Annotated in this window: 16 protein-coding genes; 8 read left to right on the top strand and 8 right to left on the bottom strand. The window is 72.6% G+C overall.

What is annotated here, in order from left to right; all coding sequences use genetic code 11:
• Window positions 1–304 precede the first annotated feature (304 nt).
• Window positions 305–2,257 (top strand): hypothetical protein, encoded by a 1,953-nt coding sequence (locus tag ACZ6TV_RS34140; RefSeq protein ID WP_465301761.1) that lies wholly within the window; start codon window positions 305–307, stop codon window positions 2,255–2,257.
• A gap of 48 nt (window positions 2,258–2,305) precedes the next feature.
• Here the strand turns inward: ACZ6TV_RS34140 and ACZ6TV_RS34145 are convergent, their stop codons facing one another.
• From ACZ6TV_RS34145 to ACZ6TV_RS34155, 3 genes are read right to left on the bottom strand one after another with little or no spacing between them, the layout of a single operon-like run.
• Entirely contained in the window at window positions 2,306–3,322 is a 1,017-nt protein-coding gene (locus ACZ6TV_RS34145; RefSeq protein ID WP_465301763.1) for an ABC transporter substrate-binding protein, read from the bottom strand.
• A 16-nt stretch (window positions 3,323–3,338) separates the two neighbouring features.
• Window positions 3,339–4,118, bottom strand: a complete 780-nt coding sequence (locus ACZ6TV_RS34150; protein ID WP_465301765.1) for an amino acid ABC transporter ATP-binding protein — start codon at window positions 4,116–4,118, stop codon at window positions 3,339–3,341.
• Entirely contained in the window at window positions 4,118–5,086 is a 969-nt protein-coding gene (locus tag ACZ6TV_RS34155) for an amino acid ABC transporter permease (RefSeq protein ID WP_465301767.1), read from the bottom strand. The genes ACZ6TV_RS34150 and ACZ6TV_RS34155 overlap by 1 nt, the downstream gene beginning before the upstream one ends.
• Window positions 5,087–5,299: 213 nt before the next feature.
• On the opposite strand from ACZ6TV_RS34155, the gene ACZ6TV_RS34160 reads away from it, so the two are divergent.
• A complete protein-coding gene (locus tag ACZ6TV_RS34160; protein ID WP_465301769.1) occupies window positions 5,300–6,223 on the top strand; it encodes a hypothetical protein in 924 nt (307 codons plus the stop codon).
• A gap of 45 nt (window positions 6,224–6,268) precedes the next feature.
• Here the strand turns inward: ACZ6TV_RS34160 and ACZ6TV_RS34165 are convergent, their stop codons facing one another.
• The 3 genes from ACZ6TV_RS34165 to ACZ6TV_RS34175 are packed head-to-tail and all read right to left on the bottom strand — an operon-like array spanning window position 6,269 to window position 9,395.
• Window positions 6,269–7,843: a CotH kinase family protein gene (locus tag ACZ6TV_RS34165; RefSeq protein WP_465301771.1), complete on the bottom strand. Its 1,575-nt coding sequence runs from the start codon at window positions 7,841–7,843 to the stop codon at window positions 6,269–6,271.
• On the bottom strand, window positions 7,843–8,520 hold the full coding sequence (locus tag ACZ6TV_RS34170) for a DUF4956 domain-containing protein (protein WP_465301773.1): 678 nt from the start codon (window positions 8,518–8,520) through the stop codon (window positions 7,843–7,845). Before ACZ6TV_RS34170 ends, ACZ6TV_RS34165 begins: the two co-directional genes overlap by 1 nt.
• Before the next feature lie 5 nt (window positions 8,521–8,525).
• Window positions 8,526–9,395, bottom strand: coding sequence for a VTC domain-containing protein (locus ACZ6TV_RS34175; RefSeq protein WP_465301774.1), 870 nt, complete (start codon window positions 9,393–9,395; stop codon window positions 8,526–8,528).
• A gap of 316 nt (window positions 9,396–9,711) precedes the next feature.
• Between ACZ6TV_RS34175 and ACZ6TV_RS34180 the strand changes: the two genes are divergently transcribed.
• Together ACZ6TV_RS34180 and ACZ6TV_RS34185 are read left to right on the top strand one after the other, a co-directional pair.
• Window positions 9,712–10,239 (top strand): sigma-70 family RNA polymerase sigma factor, encoded by a 528-nt coding sequence (locus ACZ6TV_RS34180; RefSeq protein ID WP_465301776.1) that lies wholly within the window; start codon window positions 9,712–9,714, stop codon window positions 10,237–10,239.
• Complete coding sequence (locus tag ACZ6TV_RS34185) at window positions 10,232–11,350, top strand: hypothetical protein (RefSeq protein WP_465301777.1); 1,119 nt, start codon at window positions 10,232–10,234, stop codon at window positions 11,348–11,350. The genes ACZ6TV_RS34180 and ACZ6TV_RS34185 overlap by 8 nt, the downstream gene beginning before the upstream one ends.
• 7 nt (window positions 11,351–11,357) lie before the next feature.
• On the opposite strand, the gene ACZ6TV_RS34190 is transcribed toward ACZ6TV_RS34185, so the two are convergent.
• A complete protein-coding gene (locus ACZ6TV_RS34190) occupies window positions 11,358–12,128 on the bottom strand; it encodes an alpha/beta hydrolase (RefSeq protein ID WP_465301779.1) in 771 nt (256 codons plus the stop codon).
• A 33-nt stretch (window positions 12,129–12,161) separates the two neighbouring features.
• On the opposite strand from ACZ6TV_RS34190, the gene ACZ6TV_RS34195 reads away from it, so the two are divergent.
• From ACZ6TV_RS34195 to ACZ6TV_RS34210, 4 genes are all read left to right on the top strand, one after another.
• On the top strand, window positions 12,162–13,388 hold the full coding sequence (locus tag ACZ6TV_RS34195; protein ID WP_465301781.1) for an MFS transporter: 1,227 nt from the start codon (window positions 12,162–12,164) through the stop codon (window positions 13,386–13,388).
• A gap of 217 nt (window positions 13,389–13,605) precedes the next feature.
• Window positions 13,606–15,558, top strand: coding sequence for a glycosyltransferase family 2 protein (locus ACZ6TV_RS34200; RefSeq protein WP_465301783.1), 1,953 nt, complete (start codon window positions 13,606–13,608; stop codon window positions 15,556–15,558).
• Entirely contained in the window at window positions 15,555–16,667 is a 1,113-nt protein-coding gene (locus tag ACZ6TV_RS34205; RefSeq protein ID WP_465301785.1) for a glycoside hydrolase family 26 protein, read from the top strand. Before ACZ6TV_RS34200 ends, ACZ6TV_RS34205 begins: the two co-directional genes overlap by 4 nt.
• Complete coding sequence (locus ACZ6TV_RS34210; RefSeq protein ID WP_465301787.1) at window positions 16,664–19,093, top strand: Hsp70 family protein; 2,430 nt, start codon at window positions 16,664–16,666, stop codon at window positions 19,091–19,093. Before ACZ6TV_RS34205 ends, ACZ6TV_RS34210 begins: the two co-directional genes overlap by 4 nt.
• Here ACZ6TV_RS34210 and ACZ6TV_RS34215 read toward each other — a convergent pair whose 3' ends face one another.
• Window positions 19,094–20,041 (bottom strand): Lrp/AsnC family transcriptional regulator, encoded by a 948-nt coding sequence (locus tag ACZ6TV_RS34215; RefSeq protein WP_465301789.1) that lies wholly within the window; start codon window positions 20,039–20,041, stop codon window positions 19,094–19,096.
• Between the last annotated feature and the right edge of the window lie 51 nt (window positions 20,042–20,092).

The raw sequence follows: 20,092 nt of genomic DNA on the forward strand, positions 1-20,092 counted from the left end.
GCCGTCCGGCCCGGAGACCACCGCGGTCTGCACCGCCACGCTGCTGACCTGAGTCGGGAGCGGGCGGCGCGGCCCGATGCGTGTCTGGTGGGGGCCCACCGGCCCGGAGACCACCGCGGTCTGCACCGCCACGTTCCTGACCTGAGTCGGGAGCGGGCGGGTGCGGCCCGGCGACCGGGCCGCAGCCGTGCCTCGACGAGCGCGCCCGGCCCGCCGGCCGATCGTGTATCAGGGGCCCGGCCTGCGGCGTCCTCTCCCCGGAGCGGCCGGACGGCGGCCGCTCCGGCCACCTGAGGAGGGGCACATGACCGGACCGCTGCACCAGGAGGCGGCACAACTCGCCGCGCTGCCCGCCGACCCGCCGGCCTACGATCTCACCGGCCGGGCGACGAGGGACCCGAACGTCATCATCGCCTGGTCCGCCACCGCGGCGACCGGCAGGATCACCCGGATCACCGTGGCCGGCCGGTCGACGCACCTGTTCGCCGGGGAGGGCAACCACGTCACGTCGTGGGCGGTCTTCGTCGACACGGTCCGCCGCGCGCTGGTCGGCCGGACCCTCGCGGGGGCGGTGACGGCGCTGCAGACCCTGACCGCCGCGCTGCCCGGCTACGGCCAGGACGACGACCAGACCGATCAGGCGCCCGTGCGGCACGCGGACGCGGTGCAGCGGGCGACCGCGCATCTCGGCGCGGCCGCCGCGGCCGGCGGGACCCCGCGCTCGTCGCTGCGCCGGGCGGTCGGCGCCTACCTCAGCGCCCGCAACTACGCGCCGCTGGCGCTGGCCTGGCTCGGCCCGGCGCAGGCCATCGGCGGCGGCGAGCAGGCCGCCCTGAACACGCTGCGCCGCAACGAGGTCGACGACGACACCGTGGCCGCCACCGTCCGCACGGCGATCTGGACGCTGCTGGACGCGCGGACGATCGGGTTCGCGCTCGGCACCACCTCCAACACGACCAGCATCCCGGGTCTCGACGTCGACGCCAGGCGTGCGACCGCCCGCACGATGATCCGCCGGCACCTGGCGGAGATCCGCGCCGCGTATCCGGTGTCGTACGCGAAGGCCGCGTTCACCGACGCGCTCATCGACACGCAGACCACCGGGTTCGGCTTCCCGGACATCCCGGCGCTGACCTGGCCCGCCGGCACCGGTTTCGCCGCCGCGCCGCACAACCCGGCGCGGGCCGCCGCCGGCTGGGCCGACCAGGCGGTCAGCGGTGCGACCGTCACCGTCACGCCGGACCAGGACGGGCAGGTGGAGACGGCGACCGTCGCGGGTCGCGGCAACACGCTGCTCAACGGGCAGGGCGAGCACATGACCGCGCACATCGTCCTGGTCCGCCAGCTGCGCAAGGCGCTGGAGGGCAAGACCTTCGACGAGGCCCGCACCGACCTGCTCGCCCTCGGCGACCGGATGCGGGAGCTGCCGACGTTTCCGCCGCTCGTCGACGACGAGCCGGTCGTGCGCGCCGCCGGCGACGCCCACGGCATCTTCACCGACGCGTGGGCCGAGGACGAGGCCGCCCGCGCCGACCTGCTCGCCGCCACCGGCGCCGAGCGGCTCGTCGCCGCACTCGGCCGGGCCGCGTCGCGGTACCTGTCGCTGCGAAACGCCCTGCCGCTGGTCGCCGTCGACATCGGCACCGTCGCCGGCGGCAAGGCCGAGGCGACGATCTTGGAGGAGCTCGACGACGCCGACACCTTCGACAGGGGCGCGGCCGCCGACATCGCCGCCAACTTCTGGCTGCTGCTGTGCCTGCAGGGGCTGCGACGCGTGTACAGCGACGACGACCTCACCAGGATCGCGCCCGGCGCGCAGATCCCGAGCCGCGCGACCCGGCTCGTCCGCGTCATCCAGGTGCACCGGGAGGCGATCCGCGGTGCCTGGCCGGTCGCGTACGGGCGCAGCCGCTGGAACACCACCGGGTCGCTAAGCACCGCGATCGCCCGGCTCAACCTGCCCGTCGGGCAGGCGGAGTTCGAGGAGCTCACCGACCGGCTGGCGCTCGGCGACGCCCCCACGTTCAAGCCACGGTTCCCGGTGGCGCCCTCCGACGACGAGGCGGCCGAACCGGTGCCCAGGAGCGTACGGGACTACGAGGCGCCGCCGCGGACCAAGTCCAGCCGCAAGGCCGCACTCGCCGTCGCCGAGAAAACCAAGCGGCAGAAGCAGGACAACGACGAGGCCGACGCCCGTGAACGCCAGGAGGACGAGGAGCTCGACGACCGTCTGCGCGGCTCCGACGAGGAGGACTGACCCGCACGCGGCGAGGGCCCCCGGCGTCCGCGGGGCCCTCGGCACGTGTCAGGCGTTGGACTTCGGCAGGCCGGGCGGGTTCACCAGCGAGGCCGGCACGGCCTCGGTGTCCAGGTTGTAGGCGGCGAGCCAGGCCTTGTACTGGCCGTTGGCGATCAGGAAGTTGATGGCTTCGGCGAGCGCCTCGGCCAGCTGGTTGTCCTTCTTCGTGGTGGCCGCGATCAGGCCCTGGAGGGTCTCCCCGGCACCGGAGTACACGCCGGCGTTGCGGACGGCGTCGGCGGTGCCCTTCGTCCGGCTGATCTGGTAGGCGATGCCCGGGTTCGGGCCGAAGTAGCCGTCGATCTGCCCGGAGACGAGCGCCTTGAAGGTGGTGGGCGTGTCGGCGAAGTACTTGATCTCGAGGTTCTTGCCTTCGGCCTTCAGCTTCTCCTGCCACGCGACCAGGATCTTCTCCTGGTTGGTGCCGGCGCCGACGGCGACCTTGAGCCCGGCCAGGTTCTTGTAGTTCTTGTCGAAGTTCCAGCCGTTGCCGTCCCTGACGGCGAAGCCGAGGTTGTCCTGCCGGTACGAGGCGAAGTCGTACTTCTCCTTGCGCTGCTCGGTGTCGGTGATGTTGGAGAACCCGACCTCGGTCCTGCCGGAGTCGATGCCGACGAACAGGTTGTCCCACGTGGCGTTGCTGATCTCGGGCGTGAGGCCGAACACGGCGGCGACGAGGCGGCCGAGGTCGGGCTCGGCGCCGGTCAGGGTCTTGTCGGCGTCGCCGACGAACGCGAGCGGCGGGAAGCCGGTCGGCAGGGCGCCGAGGCCGATGGTCAGCTTGCCGTCGGCCTTGACGGCGTCGGGCACCAGGTCGGCGATGGCCTGCTGCTTCTCGACCTTGATGTCCGTCCTCCGGCCGATGCCGTCGGCCTGGGCGCCGATGGTCACCGTGCCCGCACCGGCCGGGCTGCCGGCGTTCGCCTCGTCCTCGCCGCTGCCGCAGGCGGCGAGGCCCGCCGCGAGCACGACGGCGAGGGCGGCGGCCGGGAACGCGCGGCCGGTTGGTCTGACGGTGGTCATGTGCAACTCCCTGGGATCAGAGCACTTTGGAGAGGAATTCCCTGGTACGGGACTGGTGCGGCGAGCCGAGCACCTGGGACGGCGGGCCCTGCTCGACGATCACGCCCTCGTCGATGAAGACGACGGTGCCGGCGACCTCGCGGGCGAAGCCGATCTCGTGCGTGACGATGACGAGGGTGGTGCCGGTGGCGGCCAGCTGCCGGATCACCGCGAGCACCTCCCCGACCAGTTCAGGGTCGAGCGCGGACGTCGGCTCGTCGAACAGCAGCAGGGTCGGTTCGAGCGCGAGGGCCCGGGCGATCGCGACGCGCTGCTGCTGGCCGCCGGAGAGCTGCCGCGGGTAGGCGTCGCCGCGGTCGCCGAGGCCGACCCTGGCGAGCAGCTCGACGGACCGCTCGTAGGCGGCGGGCCTGTCGAGCCGCCGGTGCGCGATCAGCGGCTCGGCGACGTTGTCCCGCGCGGTGAGATTGGGGAAGAGGTTGAAGCTCTGCGCGACGAAGCCGATGCGGGTCCGCTGGCGCCGGACGGCACGCTGGGACAGCTCGTGCAGGTGGCCGCCGCGGACCTCGACGCCGATCAGGTCGCCGTGGACCGCGACGTACCCGAGGTCGGGCCGCTCCAGATGATTGATGGTCCGCAGCAGCGTGGACTTGCCGGAGCCGGACGGGCCGAGGACGGCCACGACGTCGCCGGGCCGCACGGTCAGGTCGACGCCCCTGAGCACCTCGCGGGTGCCGAACGACTTGTGCACGTTGCGGATCTCGAGCGCCGCGGCGGTGCCGGGGGTCGCGGTCATCAGAAGCCCCTGCGGGTCAGGCGGACGTAGGACGAGACGGTGAAGCGCCGTAGCCGCTGGACCGGTGTGGGCGGCAGCGCCCGGGCGTTGCCACGGGCGTAGAACCGCTCGACGTAGAACTGCACGACCGACAGCACGGCGGTGAGCACGAGGTACCAGGCGGCGCCGACGATCAGGATCGGCACGATCGACTCCGGGTGCCGCGACTCCAGCACGTACACGGCGCCGAACAGGTCGAGCAGCGAGACGTAGTACACCAGCGAGCTGGCCTTGATCAGGCCGACGAGCTGGTTGCCGTACGCCGGCACGATGGAGCGCAGCGCCTGCGGCAGCACGATCCGGCGCAGCTGCCGGGCCTTGGACAGGCCGAGCGCGTTGGCCGCCTCGATCTGGCCGGCCTCCACCGACAGGATGCCGCCGCGGATCACCTCGGCCGCGTAGGCCGCCTCGTTGAGGCCCAGCGCGATGACGCCGATCGCGAGCGGGGTGAGGCTGCTGGTCCGCACGTCGGCGAAGACCGGTCCCCAGGGGATGCCGACGCCGAGCCGCGGATAGAAGTACGAGAAGTTGAACGTGATGATGAGCAGCAGCGGCAGCGGCAGGGCGCGGAAGAACCACACGTACGCCCAGGCCAGACCGTTGACGAGCGGGTTCGTCGACAGCCGGCCGAGCGCGACGAGGACCCCGAGGACGAGGCCGAGCACGGCGCTGAGCCCGACGACCTGCAGCGTCACCACGACGCCGTCGAGGATCGACTCGCGCGTGAAGTACGGCCAGAACTTGCCCCACTCGTAGCGGGTGTTGGTGAAGACGCCCAGGACGACCTGGGCCAGCACCACCAGCACGATCGCGCTGACGGTCCAGCGCCAGGGGCGCGGCCGTGGCGTGACCCGGCGGTGCGCGATCCGCGGGTCGAACCGGGTGACACGGTCGGTGGGTGCGGGTGCCAGCGCTACGGGCTCGCTCATGCGAGTCCTCCATCGGGGACGACGACGAGCCCACGCCGGAGCGGCGCGAGCGGTCAGCGGTGCGGGATGCGGTACGGCCGGACGGGCCGTCCCCAGAAACGCTAAAGAGACGGAAATAAGTTGTCAATCCCTATCGGGTAACTAGTATTTAGGACCCCGCCGGCCGCGCCCGGGTCTCGCCAACGCCCACCGGGGTGGTTATCTTCGGGGTCCATGACGGATTCCGACGCGGACGCCGAGCCGCTGCGCGTGCCACCGTGGCTCGCCGGCCAGGCACCGTCCCCGTCCGTGCCGCGTCCGCCGGGGCCCACCGCACCGGAACCCATCGAGCCGGCGCCCGCGCCGGAGGCCGGCCCCTCGGCGGAGGCCGGCCCCTCGGCGGACGATCTCGCGGCGCAGTGGCCGCCGGCGCCGGACCGGGACGGCTGGCACGCCGCCGACGAGCCGTCCGAGCTGCGCGGCCTGCTGGTGACGTGGCGGTCGCGGCTGATCGTGGCCGGCGTCGCCGCGGCGCTGTCGCTGCTGGTGATCCTGCTGGTGGCGGCGCTCCTCGGCCCTGGCCGCCGGGCCGCCGACCCGGCCGCCGGTGGCACCCCCGCACCCGGCCCGGCAGCACCGTCACCATCGGCGCCCCCGTCACCATCGGCGCCCCCGTCGCCGGCCCCGTCCCTGTCCCCGTCGGCGTCCTCGTCGCCGCCGCGCCCGTCCCCGCCGCGATCGTCGGCGCCGGTGACGTTCGGGCCGGTCACGTTCGAGGCGGAGGCGCCCGGCAACGCGCTGGGCGGGTCCGCGTGGGTGGACCGGTACCCGGGCGCCTCGGGCGGCTCGATCGTGCGCAACCTCGGCGACTGGGGCGGGCCCGCCGGGTTCCTGCGCTTCCAGGGCGTCAGGGTCCCCGCCGCCGGCACGTACACGCTGCGCCTGTACCACGTGAACATCGACAACGAACGGACCCGGACCGCCGTCGTCACCGTCGCCGGCGGCGAGCCGCAGCGCGTCACGCTCAGCGGCGGCTCCGCCTGTTGCACCGGCTCGACGTTGCAGGTACGGCTGCGCAAGGGCGACAACAGCATCACCGTCTCCAACCCGGACGGCCACGCCCCCTCGATCGACCGGATCGTCCTCAGCCTGGGATGACCGCGCGCCGGGCCGGCGCCGCACCCGCCGGCCCGTTCGCGCCGGTCAGCCGCCCGTGATGACGCTGTCGCCGGAGAGGTGCCCGGTGCGCTGGATGATGAGGTCGCGCAGCTGTTCGGCGTCGGCGCCGGTCTTGTCGGCGTTGTTGCCCCCGACGGTGGACAGGACCTTGGTGATGCGGTCGAGAATGTTCAGGGCGTCGGCGCCGGCGTAGATCTCGCGGTACAGCTCCCGGTACGCCTCCTCGTACACCTGCTTGAACGCGGCGCTGGCGAGGAAGCGTTCCTTGAGCTTGTGCCCCCCGCCGCCGAAGCCGCCCCGGCCACCGCCGCCGGGCGGCTGCATGCCGGCGGGTGGCTGGAAGTCCCGCGGCAGGGCGCCGGCGTTGCCACCGCCGAAGCGGCCGCCGCCGCCCATGGTGACGGCGTCGTGCGGCCCCTGGGTGGCGCTGCCGGAGAACGCCAGGTTGTAGTCCCAGCCGATGACGGAGAACCGTTTCGTCCTCAGGTCGTACCAGAGGTAGTAGTTGCGTCCCGGACCGGCCATGTCGTCGAAGTTGAGCAGCAGGTTCTGCGTCGCGACGTAGCGGGCGAAGGATGCGACGTCGACGTGGTCGGCGAGGTGCTCGTCGAAGTCGGCGTCACCCGCGCTGTTGACCCATCTGATGAGGTCGATGACGGGCTGGAGGTCCTGGCTGCCCTTCTTGGTGATCTGTTTGAAGTCGTCGGCGTAGTCGATCGGGTCGTCGCCCTGGTCGGTGAACTGCCCGGTGGCGAGACTCTTGTAGAGCACGCCGGAGCCGCCGAGGGTGCCGGCGAACTCCTCGTCCGGGTGCTCGACGAGGAGCCGGGCGGTGGTCGGCCGGTCGTTGACCGTGAAGCTGCTGTACGCGTAACGCTGCACGGTCTGCTTCGCCGCCGCGAGGACGTCGAGGGACACCGCCTCGTTGAGCACGGTCGAGCCGCCGCCCATGCCGGCGACCCGCACGGCGATCTCGCGGTGGCCCTGGTACCGGCGGCCGTCGACGAACTCGTCGAAGCGGATCAGCCAGGGCAGGGTCTCCGGCTCCTCGGCCTTGAGCGACGCCCGCCCGAAACCACCGGTCATTCCGCCCGGTGCGCCGCCGGGTGCGCCCTGTGCCCCACCGGGGAACGCGCCGCCGGGGAAGCCCTGACCGCCGCCGTTGCGCTGCGGCATCCCGCCCTGGCCGAGGAACCCGCCGGGCCGGGACTGCCCGTTGCGGGTGAGCCCGGACAGGGTGGAGTTGCCCTTGAGCCTGATGCCGACGCTTTTGATCAGGGTGCCGTCGACGGTGAGGTCGGCCTCGAGGAACTCCTTCTCGCCTTCGTCCCAGAACTCGTCCAGCAGCCGCTGGTAGTCGGCGTCGCGGAAGGTCAGCGTGATCGTGTGGGCCCTGGTCGCGTCGAACAGGTCGGTGGTCCCCCCGATGTCCTCGGTGACCTGGTCGCCGTCGTTGTCGCTGGTACTGGTGACGAGCGGCGCGACGCGCACGGTGCTGAACACCACCGCGCACGCGACGAGGAACGCGACGCAGACGGCGAGCAGCTTCCAGTAGTGCCGGATCCGGACCGGGACGCGATGCAGCAGCCGGCGGCGCATCACAGGTCCGTCTGGTCGTAACCGGTCAGGACGGTGACGCGCTGCCCGCCGTTGCGCTCGCCGAGGGCGGTGATCAGCCGGCCGGGTTCGTGGCCCTTCTTGAGCCGCACGGTGTACATCATCTCGGTCAGGGCGCCGCCGCGGATCGACTCCATGCTGACCAGCTCGAACTCGCTGGTGTGGGCGATGAGCACGTCCTGGACGCTGTCGGTGGCGCTGCCGTCCGGCGAGACCTGGACCTTGACGACCTGCCGCTGCACGCTGGCGGCGAACCAGTTGAAGCGGAACATCACCACGATGATGAGGCTGATCGCGACGGCGGCGACGATCGCCAGGGTGTAGAAGCGGGTGCCGGCGGCCATGCCGACGCCCATGACGAGGAAGATGAACCCGACGTCGCGGGTCTCCTTGATGGCGTTGCGGAACCGCACCACCGACAGCGCGCCGACGAGCGCGAACGCGCGGGCGATGTTCGACCCGACGACCAGCATGATCAGCGCGATGAGCATGCCGAGGATGACGAGGGTCTGCACGTAGGACTGGCTGTAGGACACGTTGCGGTGGGTGAACCGGTACACCCAGCCGATCATCGCGCTGAGCACGAACGACAGCGACAGGGCGATGGCGATGTCGCCGACACTGAACGTGCCGGACAGGTCCTGGACGTCGAACGGCATGGGGATCAGGCCTCACTTCGGGCGGGAGCGGGGTCGGTGTCTGGGACGTGGAAGATCGATCGGGGCGCCCGGCCGAACGCCTCGACGCTCTGGCAGTACTTGGAGATGCGCGCCACCGAGAGGTTGAGCTCGGCGGCGAGGTCGGTGAGCCAGTAGGGGACGCGTTCGTTGGCCTTGAACTCCACGACGGCGAGCCGCGCGGGCACGATGAGCCGGTTCTCGGTGTCGGCGCCGAGGTGGAAGTCCCGGTCCCGGCCGCGCAGCCGCTGGTCGACGGTGACCCGCAGGCCGGCCTCGGCGCCGCGTCCGACGAACGCCTCCCGCTGGTAGCCGGTCATCGCCACCGGCCGCAGGTCGAGGCGGCTGACCAGGCCCAGGACCTCTTCGAGGAACGCGCCCTGGCCCGCCTCGTGCTCGACCATGTCCCGGTCGTCGCACAGCCGCAGGGCCTGCCGGTAGGGCAGCGCGACCCGCCGCTTCTGGGTGACCCGGTTGACCCGCTGCTTGATCTCGACGAAGACGCCGGTGTCGTCGTCGACGGCGAACCGGTCGCCGTAGTGGCGGATGCGCAGCTTGCGGCGGAACTTGAGCCCCTCGATCTTCTCCCAGTAGAAGCGCAGGTCCCGGGTGTCGTAGTAGGTGCTCCACACCCCGTAGCCGCCGTCGGTGCCGTGGCTGTCCCGGTCGAGGCGCCGGTCCAGCTCGGCCCGCAGCGCCGGCAGGGCGGTGCCGGGCATCAGATACTTGATCTCGTAGCGGTTGAACGCGTGCAACCTGCTCGGCGCACGCAGCGCGTGCCCGGCGTGGTCGTCGTTGCCCGGCTCCGCCGGCGCGCCGACCCGCGGCGCGCTGTCCGTGGATCGGTCCGGCGGCACATCTCGTCGTCGGAACGGCCATCGCATAGTCTGTCGCCTATCTGAGCGCTGCAGGGGTACCAAAGTAGGACACAACCAGGCGAACCTCAGAGCAACCTTTGAACGGCATCCAAACTCCACGTGAACGCCAGGTGTACAAGAGGCGAGCGCCCCGGGTGCTGCACGCCCTGCGAACCGGCTAGGCCATGCCCGTCCGCGGCCACGACGCCGCGGCGCTCGCTCCCGTCCGAACCGCCGGCCGGGGGCTGAAACCGGCCGGCCGCACCGCGCGTGATACTCGTGCCGGCCGTGGTCATCGGGCGGAAGAGAGGACGCCGTGGTCTCCGTGCACGACGATCCGCGCACCACCGCCGGTGCCCGGCGCCGCCAGGTCAGCTTCGAGGCGTTCTACGCCGCGTCGTTCCAGGCGGTCACGGTCCAGTTGTACGCCTACACCAACGACCTCGAGGTCGCGCAGGACGTCGTGCAGGAGGCGTTCTACCGCGCCCTGGTCAGGTGGGCGAAGGTCGCGGACTACGACGACCCGGTGGCGTGGGTCAGGAAGGTCGCCTGGAACCTCGCGACCAGCCGCTGGCGCCAGGCGCGCACCGCCGCCAGGTTCGCCCGGCGGCACCGCGACGAGCACGCGCCGGGGCCCGGCCCGGACCGGGTCGCGCTGGCCGGGGCGCTGGCCACCCTGCCGGACCGGCACCGGCGGGCCCTGATCCTCTTCTACCTCGCCGACCTCTCCGTCCGCGACATCGCCGAGCACGAGGGGATCCCCGAGGGGACGGTCAAGACCTGGCTGCACCGCGGGCGGCTCGCGCTCGCCGAACACTTCGCCGAGGAGCCGAACGATGCCTGACCTCGACGACCCGCTGACCGGCGCCTTCGGGGCGCTGCGCGAGACCGTGGCGCCGCGCGTCGTCGCGCCGGGCGCGGCCGGGCTGCGCGACCGGCTGTCCAGGCGGCACCGCCGGGCGAAGGCCGCCGGCGCGGCCGGGCTCGCCCTCGTCGTCGCCGGCGCGGCCGTCGGTCTCGGCGCGCTGCGCACCGTCCACGACCGGCCGTCGGACGACAGCCACCCGACGGGCGCCGGCGGCATCAGCCTGGACGAGCTCGGGCGCGCGACGCTGGACGTGCCCCCGTGGCCGCACGCGAACGTGCTCGGGCCGTGCACCGACGGGACGGTGCGGTTCACCGGCGGCGAGCACCGCGGACCCGCGGTGCTCGTGCGGGTCCGGCAGGCGGTGGACATCGACGTCGACCACGACGGCGCCGACGAGACGATCGTCCACCTCAGCTGCCAGAACTCCAACATCGTCGCGTTCCAGGTCATCGCGGTGCGCCGGGACTCGTCCGGCGCGATCCGCACGCTCGGGCAGCTCGCCGCGCGGACCGGCGACCTGGAGGGGCTCTGCGCCATCGGCGCCGGCGCCGACGGGACAGTCGCCCTCCAGGTCACCGACGAGGGCGACTGCACGAACCCGCCGTCGGCCGGGAAGACGACGCAGTGGCGCGGCTACGCGTGGGACGGCGCGCGCTTCACCCAGGTCGGCGGCCCGACGCGGTTCCCGCCCGGGCCGACGCCGACGGACCTCTCGATCCACGCGGGCCCGCTGGCCCTGGGGGCGCCAGAGGGCGGGATGCGCAGCGGCACCCTGACCGTCACGGTGCGCAACAACAGTGCCTCCGACGCCGTCGGATGGTGGGTGTACCTGCCGATGCCCCGCAGCGCCACGGTCACGTCGCCGGCCGGCTGCGGCTACCTGTCGCCGGGCGACACCTTCGCCGCGGCCTGCACCGGTCCGCCACTGCGGCCGGGCGAGGAGCGCTCCATGTCGATCGGGGTCGCCGCGATGGTCGACTCGCCGTGGCAGTTCGAACCGGCACAGACGGTGCAGGTCCGGGCCGCCGACCTGTTCACGGACCCGGACCTGGCGAACAACTACGCCGAGTTCCCCGTGACGTGGTGACGGTGGGTCAGGAGGGCAGCGGGAGCCAGGCGAGGACGTCGCGGATCTTGTCGTCCCAGTGCTGCCACTCGTGGGTGCCGGCGCTGAACCGCGAGGTCAGCGGCACACCCCGGGCGGCGCACGCGTCGCGGAAGCGGACGTTGCCGTCGTACAGGGCGTCCTCGGTGCCGCACCAGTGGAACAGCGGCGGCGGGTCGGTGACCTTGTCCAGCAGCGCGAACAGGTCTTCGTCGCCGCCGTCGAACGGGGTGTCGCCGAACACCCGCCGCCACATGAGCGGGTCCACCTCGGAGACCATGGTGCGCATCCGGTCGCCGAGGTCCAGGACGCCGGACAGGCTGGCGGCGGCACCGAAGCGGCCGGGGTGGCGCAGGGCGAGCTTGAACGCGCCGTAGCCGCCCATCGACAGGCCCGCCACGAACGTCTCCTCGGGGCGGGCGGACAGCCGGAAGAAGCTCCGGGCGACCGCCGGCAGCTCCTCGCTGACGAACGTCCAGTACGGCCGGCCCCACGCCTCGTCGGTGTAGAAGCTGCGCTGCACCTGCGGCATGACGACGGCGATGCCGAGCTCGGCGACGTACCGCTCGACCGACGTGCGCCGGGTCCAGACGGTGTCGTCGTCGCTGAGACCGTGCAGGAGGAACAGCGTCGGCACGTCACCGTCGCGCCCGCTGCCGGACATGCCGATCTGCCCGGTCGTGCGCTGCGGCAGCACAACCGTCATCGAGGTGCTGACGCCGAGGACGTCGGAGAAGAAATCACAGCGCACGAGAGCCATACCCCACCCTAGACACCGCTTAAGGTGGGCGATGTGAAACCCCGCGCCAACGCCGCCCTTGCCGCGTTGTCGGTGGGGACATTCACCTTCGTCACCGTCGAGGTGATGCCGATCGGCCTGCTGACCCTCATCGCCGACGACCTGGGGCGCACCCGCGCCGAGGTGGGGCTGCTGCTCACGGGGTATGCGGCGGTCGTGCTCCTGCTGTCGGTGCCGATGGCGGTGCTGACCCGGCGGATGCCGCGCCGGCTGCTGCTCGGCGCGACGCTCGGGGTGTCGGCGGCGGCGACGGCGGTGTCGGCGGTCGCGCAGGGCTACGCGATGCTGCTCGGGGCGCGGCTGGTCGTGGCGCTGACCCAGGCGCTGTTCTGGTCGATCGTGGCGTCGACCGCGACCGCGATGTTCCCGCCGTCGCAGCGCGGGCGGACGGTGGCCCGCATGTCGATCGGGGCGTCGCTCGCCCCGGTGCTCGGCGTGCCGCTCGGCACCTGGATCGGCCAGCAGCTGGGCTGGCGGGCCGCGTTCGGCGTGATGGCCGTCATCGGCGCGGCGACCTGCGTGGCGGTCGTGGCGCTGCTGCCGCCGTCGCTGCCCTCCGGCGCGGCCGCCGCGCGCGCCGTCACACCGGACCGGCGGCGGTATCTGCTGCTGCTCCTGGTCACCGCGCTGGGCGTGGCGGGCGCGATGACGGCGCAGACCTACGTGACGCCGTTCCTGCTGGACGTGACGCACTTCGACGCGTCGTCGCTCGGGCCGCTGCTGCTGGTCTCCGGCGCGGGCGGCGTCGCCGGCACGCTCGTCGTCGGCCGCTTCCTGGACCGGCACCCGTGGCCGGCGCTCGCGGTGCCCGTGGCGCTGCTGTGCGCGGCGTCGGCGGTCCTCTACGCCGGCGGCGACGTCCGTGTCCTCGCGATCGCGTCGCTGGCCACGACGGGCGCGGCGTATGCGGCGTTCGCGGCCGCGGTGCAGAACCGGGTGCTCCAGGTCGCGCCCGGCACCACCGACATGGCGTCGGCCGGCAGCAGCTCCTCGTTCAACATCGGCATCTCGGGCGGGTCGTTCGTCGGCGGCGTGATCATCGAGGACCTCGGCGTGCGGACGGTCGCCCTCGCCGCCGCCGTCCTCATCGCCGCCGCCCTCGCCGCGCTGCTGATCGACCCGCTGCTGCCGGTGCGGGCCGGCGACGACCCGCCGGGCGGCGACCACGAACCGATCAACGCCGCCGCATGTCCGGAAAAGTCCGGTAATCCGAACGTCTGACCGCTGTCGGATCTTCTACATTCACGCCGTGTATCTGCCACACGGCACGTGAAGAATCGCTCGGCTGAACCGTTTCCAGCAGGCCGAACATTGATCGTTGAATTCACCAGTACAAATGCGTGATCGGCCGGAAGTGTACTCGGCGCGATGGTCGGTCTCTTCTACGATCGGGCTGGTTCAGGCAGTTTCCGGCGATCCGGTGAGAGGGGCAGGAACCGTGGCGGACGAGCATGCCGCGACCGTCCGCACCACGCCCGCCGAGAAACGAGCGCTGGCGCGCCGGCTCCGCGACGCCGAGACCCACCGCGCCTACGCCGCCTGCAACACCCTCACCGGCCCCCTCACCACCCCGGCCGGTCCCCATCCGCCGGTCGTGTACAGAAGCACGGCCCGCCCGGCGCAACGGTTCATGCTCAGCGTCCTCGTCTCGCTGAACTTCCTGACCGCGATCGTCTTCATCGGCTGGCTCGTCCTGCCACGGCACGTCCCCGGCGCGATGTCCGGCGACCTGTCCGCCACCGTCGTCGTGGCCCGGGTCGCGTTCTGCTTCGTGATCCTCGTCGAGCTGGTACGGCTGCTGCAGAACCTCGCCGTGTGGGTGTTCGCGTGGAAGGCCGCCGACCCGGTGCCGATGGTGCCGGAGCCGGGGCTGCGCATCGCGATGCTCACCACGATCGTGCCGGCGAAGGAGCCCCTCGACGTCGTCGAACGGTCCCTGAAGGCGATGCAGCGGGTCCGCTACCCCGGGCACGTCGACATCTGGATCCTCGACGAGGGCAACGACCCGCGCGTCAAGGCGATGGCGAAGAAGCTCGGCGTCAAGCACTTCAGCCGCCGCGGCAGGCCCGAGTTCAACCAGCCCGGCGGGCCGTTCCGGGCCAAGACCAAGGCCGGCAACCACAACGCGTGGCGCTTCACCCACGAACACGTCTACGACGTGGTCGCGCAGATGGACCCCGACCATGTGCCGCTGCCCAGCTTCCTGGAGCGCACCGTCGGCTACTTCCGCGACCCCGACGTCGCGTTCGTCGTCGCACCTCAGGTGTACGGCAACATGTACGACGGCTGGGTCGTGCACGGCGCGTCGGTGCAGCAGTACCTCTTCAGCGGCCTGATCGAGCGCGGCGGCAACGGGCTCGGCGCGCCGCTGCTCATCGGCACCAACCACCTCTACCGCCCCCTGGCGTGGGCGCTGATCGACGGCTACCAGGACAGCATCATCGAGGACCACCTCACGTCGATGGTCGTGATGGGCGCGAAGAACCCGCTGACCGACCGGCGCTGGAAGGGCGTCTACACCCCCGACGTCATCGCCGTCGGGGAGGGCCCGACGACCTGGACGGACTACTTCAACCAGCAGAAACGCTGGGCGTACGGGGTGTGGGAGATCCTGCTGCGCGGCAAGCCCTTCCTCAAGGGGCTGAGCGCCGCCCAGCGGCTCTGCTACGGGCTCGTGCAGTCCTACTACCCGAGCGTCGCGCTGTCCGCGGTGTCCGGGACGGTCGCCACCGCCGCCTACCTGGGCTTCGGGATCGGCGCGATGCGCGTCGAGTGGCAGCTGTGGCTGACCCTGTGGTCGGCGAGCATGGGCAGCTGGGCCCTGCTGTGGCTGTGGCTGCGCCGCTTCAACCTCGCCGGGCACGAGCGCCGCGAGCTGGGTGTGCACGGCATGCTGCTCGCGTTGTTCGCGGTGCCGGTGTACGTCGTCGCCGGCGTGGCCGCCCTGCTGCGCCGCCCCCTCGCGTACGCGGTGACCGCGAAGGGCAGGCTCGCGTCGGCGGACGGGGTCGCCTCCTTCCGGCTGCACCTGGCGTGGGCGGGGGTGTCGGCGGCGCTGCTCGGCGCCAGCGTGTGGCTCGGTCACCACTCCGACGCGCTGCGCTTCTGGTCGGGGCTCAGCATCGTCGCCGGGCTGTGCCCGCCGCTGATCGCGTGGGTCACGTCGCTGCGCAACCGCCGCATCGTCGAGCAGGAGGCGGACCTGACCACGCAGACCGGGCCGCTGGTCATGACCGTGCGCGGCAAGGCCGCCGTGGTCCGCGAGTCGCTCACCAGCACGTCGACGATCCGGCTGGCCGACCTGCCGCACGTGCCGGGCCTGGACCTGATCGTCCCCGGCCCCCGGCCGGCCCCCGCCGAGCCCGCCGCTCCGGTCAGGGGCCCGGTGTGATCACGCTGCCCCGGATCATGCTCGCCGTGCTGCTGCTCGTCGGCGGCTACACGTTCGTCGTCGCACCGGCCGTCGTCGCGTCGTCCGGCCCGGCGGTGCGCTGGGAGACGAAACGGTCGGAGCCTCGCCCCACGTACACCACCTCCCCCGGGAAAACGGTGGCCTTCCCGCAGCCGGGGAAGGCCTTCTTCGGCGTGTTCACCTCCCGCGGCCCCGCCGACCTCACCGAGTACGACGGGTTCGTCGCCGCCGCCGGGAAACGGCCGCAGGTGATGATGTTCGCGCAGGGCTGGGCGGTGGCGAAGACGTTCGACCGGCAACCGTTCGACCGCGTCGTGAACCGCGGCATGCTGCCGATGCTCGCCTGGGAGCCGTGGAACTTCCGGTCGGAGTCCAAACAGGACGCCAACCGCGGCAACCAGCCCGACTACCGGCTGTCCCGGATCACCGGCGGCGCCTACGACGACTACATCAAGGCGTGGGCGGCGGGCGTGAAGAGCCTCGGCTACCCGGTCGCGATCCGCTTCGCCCACGAGATGAACGGCTACTGGTACCCGTGGTGCGAGTCCGCCAACGGCAACCGCAACGGCGACTACGTCGCCGCGTGGCGGCACGTCCACGACCTGTTCGAGGCGGCGGGCGCCGGCAACGTCATCTGGGTGTGGAGCCCCAACGTCTCCTACGACGGCTCGACGCCGCTGCAGCAGCTGTACCCCGGCGACGACTACGTCGACTGGGTCGGCCTGTCCGGCTACTACGGCACCGGCGGGCTCGAGCAGTACCAGACCTTCGACCAGATCTACCGCAGGACCCTGGGCGAGGTCCGGTCGCTGAGCAGGCGCCCGGTCGTCGTCACCGAGATCGCCGCGACCGACGCCGCCGGGCGCAAGGCGGAATGGATCACCGACCTGCTCAGGTCGCTGCCGAAGCACCCGGAGATCATCGGGTTCCTCTGGTACGAGGCGGTCAAGGAGACCGACTGGCGCATCGCCGCGACACCGGCGGCGTCGGAGGCGTTCGCCGCCGGGATCTCGCAGCCGTACTTCACCGCGTCGTACTCCCCTGACATGGTGCCATCTGTCGTTCGTCGCTCCGGGAGCACACCGTGACGGGATACATCGTCGGCATCGACCTCGGCACGTCCAACACGGTCGCGGTGATCCGCTCCGCCGACGGCCGCCGCCGCCCGGTCCTCTTCGACGGCGCGCCGCTGATGCCGTCCGCCGTCTTCCTGCAGGACAACGGGCAGCTCGCCGTCGGCCGGGACGCGCAGCGCCTCGCCCAGCTCGACCCCGCCCGCTACGAGCCCAACCCGAAGCGCCGCATCGACGAGCCGACGGTCCTGCTCGGCAACACGGACGTCCCCACCCGGGAGATGCTCGCCTCCGTGCTGCGCGCCGCCGCGGCCGGCGTCGCCGAGATCACCCGCACCCCGCCGCCGCTGGTGCTCACGTATCCGGCGTCGTGGGCGCACACCCGCCGGTCGCTGCTGCAGGAGGCCGCGACCCTGGCCGGCTGGCCGCGGGTGACCCTGGTGCCGGAGCCGGTCGCCGCCGCCCGGTACTTCATCAGCACCCTCAACCATCCGCTGCCCCGCGGCGCCGCCATGGCCGTCTACGACTTCGGCGGCGGCACCGTCGACATCGCCGTCGTCCGCCACGACGAGACCGGCTTCACCGTCATCGGCGCCGGCGGCCTGCACGACATCGGCGGCCTCGACATCGACGCCGCCCTCGTCGAACACGTCGGCGCGACCCTGCGGCACACCGAACCGGCCGTGTGGCAGCGCCTGCAGCAGCCCCGGACCGCGCAGGACCGGCGCGACCGGCGGCTGTTCTGGGAGGACGTCCGCGGCGCGAAGGAGATGCTGTCGCGCACCGCCACCGCCCCCGTCTCCGTGCCGGGCGTGGAGGTCGCGCTGCACCTCACCCGCGACGAGCTGGAGGCGCTCGTCGAGCCGATGCTGCGCCAGACGGTCGCGGAGACCGCGCGGGTCGTGGCGGCGTGCCGGCTGGCGCCGAACCAGCTCGCGGGCGTCATGCTCGTCGGCGGGTCCTCGCGGGTGCCGCTGGTGGCGCGGATGCTGCACCGCTCGCTCGGCGTCGCGCCGACCGTCCTGGAACAGCCGGAGCTGCCGGTCGCCGAGGGCGCGGTCGTGCACCCGGCCGAGCTCGGCACCGCCCCCGCGACCGGCACCGCCTCCGTCACCGGCGTGCCCCGGCAGCAGCCCGCCTACCAGACGCAGGGCCACCCGGTGCAGCAGGTCTCCGGCAACACCGGCGTCTACGGCACGCCGACGGCCACGGCCGGCCCGGTGTCGCCCGTCTCCGGGATTCCGGTGTCGGGCGTCCCGATCTCCGCCGCGCCCATGTCCGGCGCCCCTTCGTCAGGGGTCCCGTCATCAGGGGCGCCCGTCTCCGGTGTCCCTGTCTCCGGCGCCCCCGTCTCCGGCGACCCGGTGTCCGCCGGGCCTCCGTCCGGTGCCGCCCTGCCCGGCGCCGGACCGGCCGGCGTCCCGCTGCCCGATGCTCCCGCACCCGCCCGGTCGCGCCGCCGGCTCGTCGTCGTCGCCGCTGCGGCCGGCCTGGCGCTGGTGCTGCTCGCCGGCGCCGCCGGGTGGTGGCTGACCAGGCCGGACCCGCTCGGCTCGTGGGAGGCGATGCCGAAGCTGCCGAGCGTGCGGAGCAACGGCGACCCGCTCGGCATCGAGGGCGCCGCCGCCGCGGTCCTCGACGACAAGCTGTACGTCATCGGCGGCTTCACCGAGTTCGACCCGCGCGTCCAGCTCGACACAGTCTGGGTCTACGACCCGAAGAGCGACGCGTGGTCGGCGGGCCCGAAGCTCCAGCAGGCGGTGAGCCAGACCGCCGCGATCGTGACCCCCGGTGGCGACCTGTTCATCATGGGCGGCTGGGCGTCCGACGGCGCCACCGAGAACGTCTTCAGGCTGAGCCCCGACCGCCTGTCCTGGATCGAGATGACCTCTCTGCCGGAGCCCCGCCAGGCCGGCGCCGCCGCGTTCGACGGTCGCGGCATCGTCTTCGCCGGCGGCAAGGGCCCGGACGGCAAGCCGCGAAAGGATGTCTGGGCGCAGAAGGACGGTAACGCCGGCTGGGACCCGATGACGCCGCTGCGCCAGCCGAGGGAGAAGCTCACCGCCGCCGGCGACGGCGCCGGCACCGCCTGGTTCATCGGCGGCAACGGCACCAGCGGCACGACCACCGACATCGACGTCTTCGTCGAGCGTCAGCTGCAGCCCGCCGGCGTGAAACTGCCCCAGGCCCGGGAGGGCGCCTCCGCCGTGCGGCTGGAGGGCTACGGCCTGTGCGTGCTCGGCGGCAACAACGGCAAGAAGGTCTACGGCTGGTGGTGCCTGAAGGACGGCGTCGCCGACCGGTTGCCGGGGCGCGCCGTCCCCCGCGCGGGCATGGCCGTCGCCACCACGGGCAACACCGTGTACGCCGTCGGTGGCTACAGCACCGCCGAGGAGTCCAACGGGACCACCGACGCCGAGCGGTTCACCGCGCACGAGTAGCTACAGCACGGCGCCGACCTGTTTGACGTGGCGCAGCGCCGGGGCCGTCTCGACGCGCTCCACGCCGGGCAGCGGGCCGATGCGGCGGGTCAGGTAGTCGTACAGGCCCGCCATGTCAGGGCAGATGACGGTGGCGACGAGGTTGGTCGTGCCGGTGGTGGCGGCGGCGAACACGATCTCGGGATGGGTGGCGAGCGCGCGGCCGACGGTTTCCAGGTGGGCCGGGGCGACGGACATCCAGAGCAGGATGCGGGCGTTGAAGCCGAACAGCGCCGGGTTGACCTCCACGTCGAAGAACAGGGCACCGGTGCGCAGGAGGTGCTCGAGCCGCCGGCGCACCGTCGACTCGGACCAGCCCGTCGCCGTCGCGAGCTCGGGCAGGCCCGTGCGGCCGTCGCGGGCGAGGGCGGCGACGAGCGGCTGGTCGGCGTCGAGCAGGACGGCCTCCCCCTCGGCGGGCGGCGGCTGCACCGCGGCCGCCTGCGACGGGGTGAGCGCGTTGGGGCCGGCGGCGTCGACCGCACCCCCGGCGAAGTTGTGGATCAGGCAGTGCGCCTTCACCGACTGGATCCGCGGGGTCTGCGGGAGCTTCTGCAGCAGCAGCGCCTGCCGGTCGGCGGTGCCCGGATTCTGCACGATGCAGGTGACCTCGGTGCCGCCGGACGCGATGGTCACCCAGGTCGTGTCCGGGCGGCGGGCGAGGGCCTCCGCGATCCCCGACGCGCCGCCCGGCGCCGCCTGCACCCGGATCATCCACTTGTCATAGCCGAGCCGGACGCCGTTGGGCAGGCCGACGACCCTGACCCCGGCCTCGGCGCGCAGCCGGCGGAAGCGGCGGGCGACCGTCTGGTCGGACACGCCGAGGACCTCGGCGATGCGGCTGAAGCCGGCCCGCCCGTCGACCCGCAACGCGTCCACGATCTGCCGGTCCAGAGTGTCGACTTCCATCATCCGAGGCTACCCGAAAGTCGGAATCTGCCGAATGTACGAGCAAAGCTT

This window comes from Dactylosporangium sp. NPDC051087, from assembly GCF_055586325.1.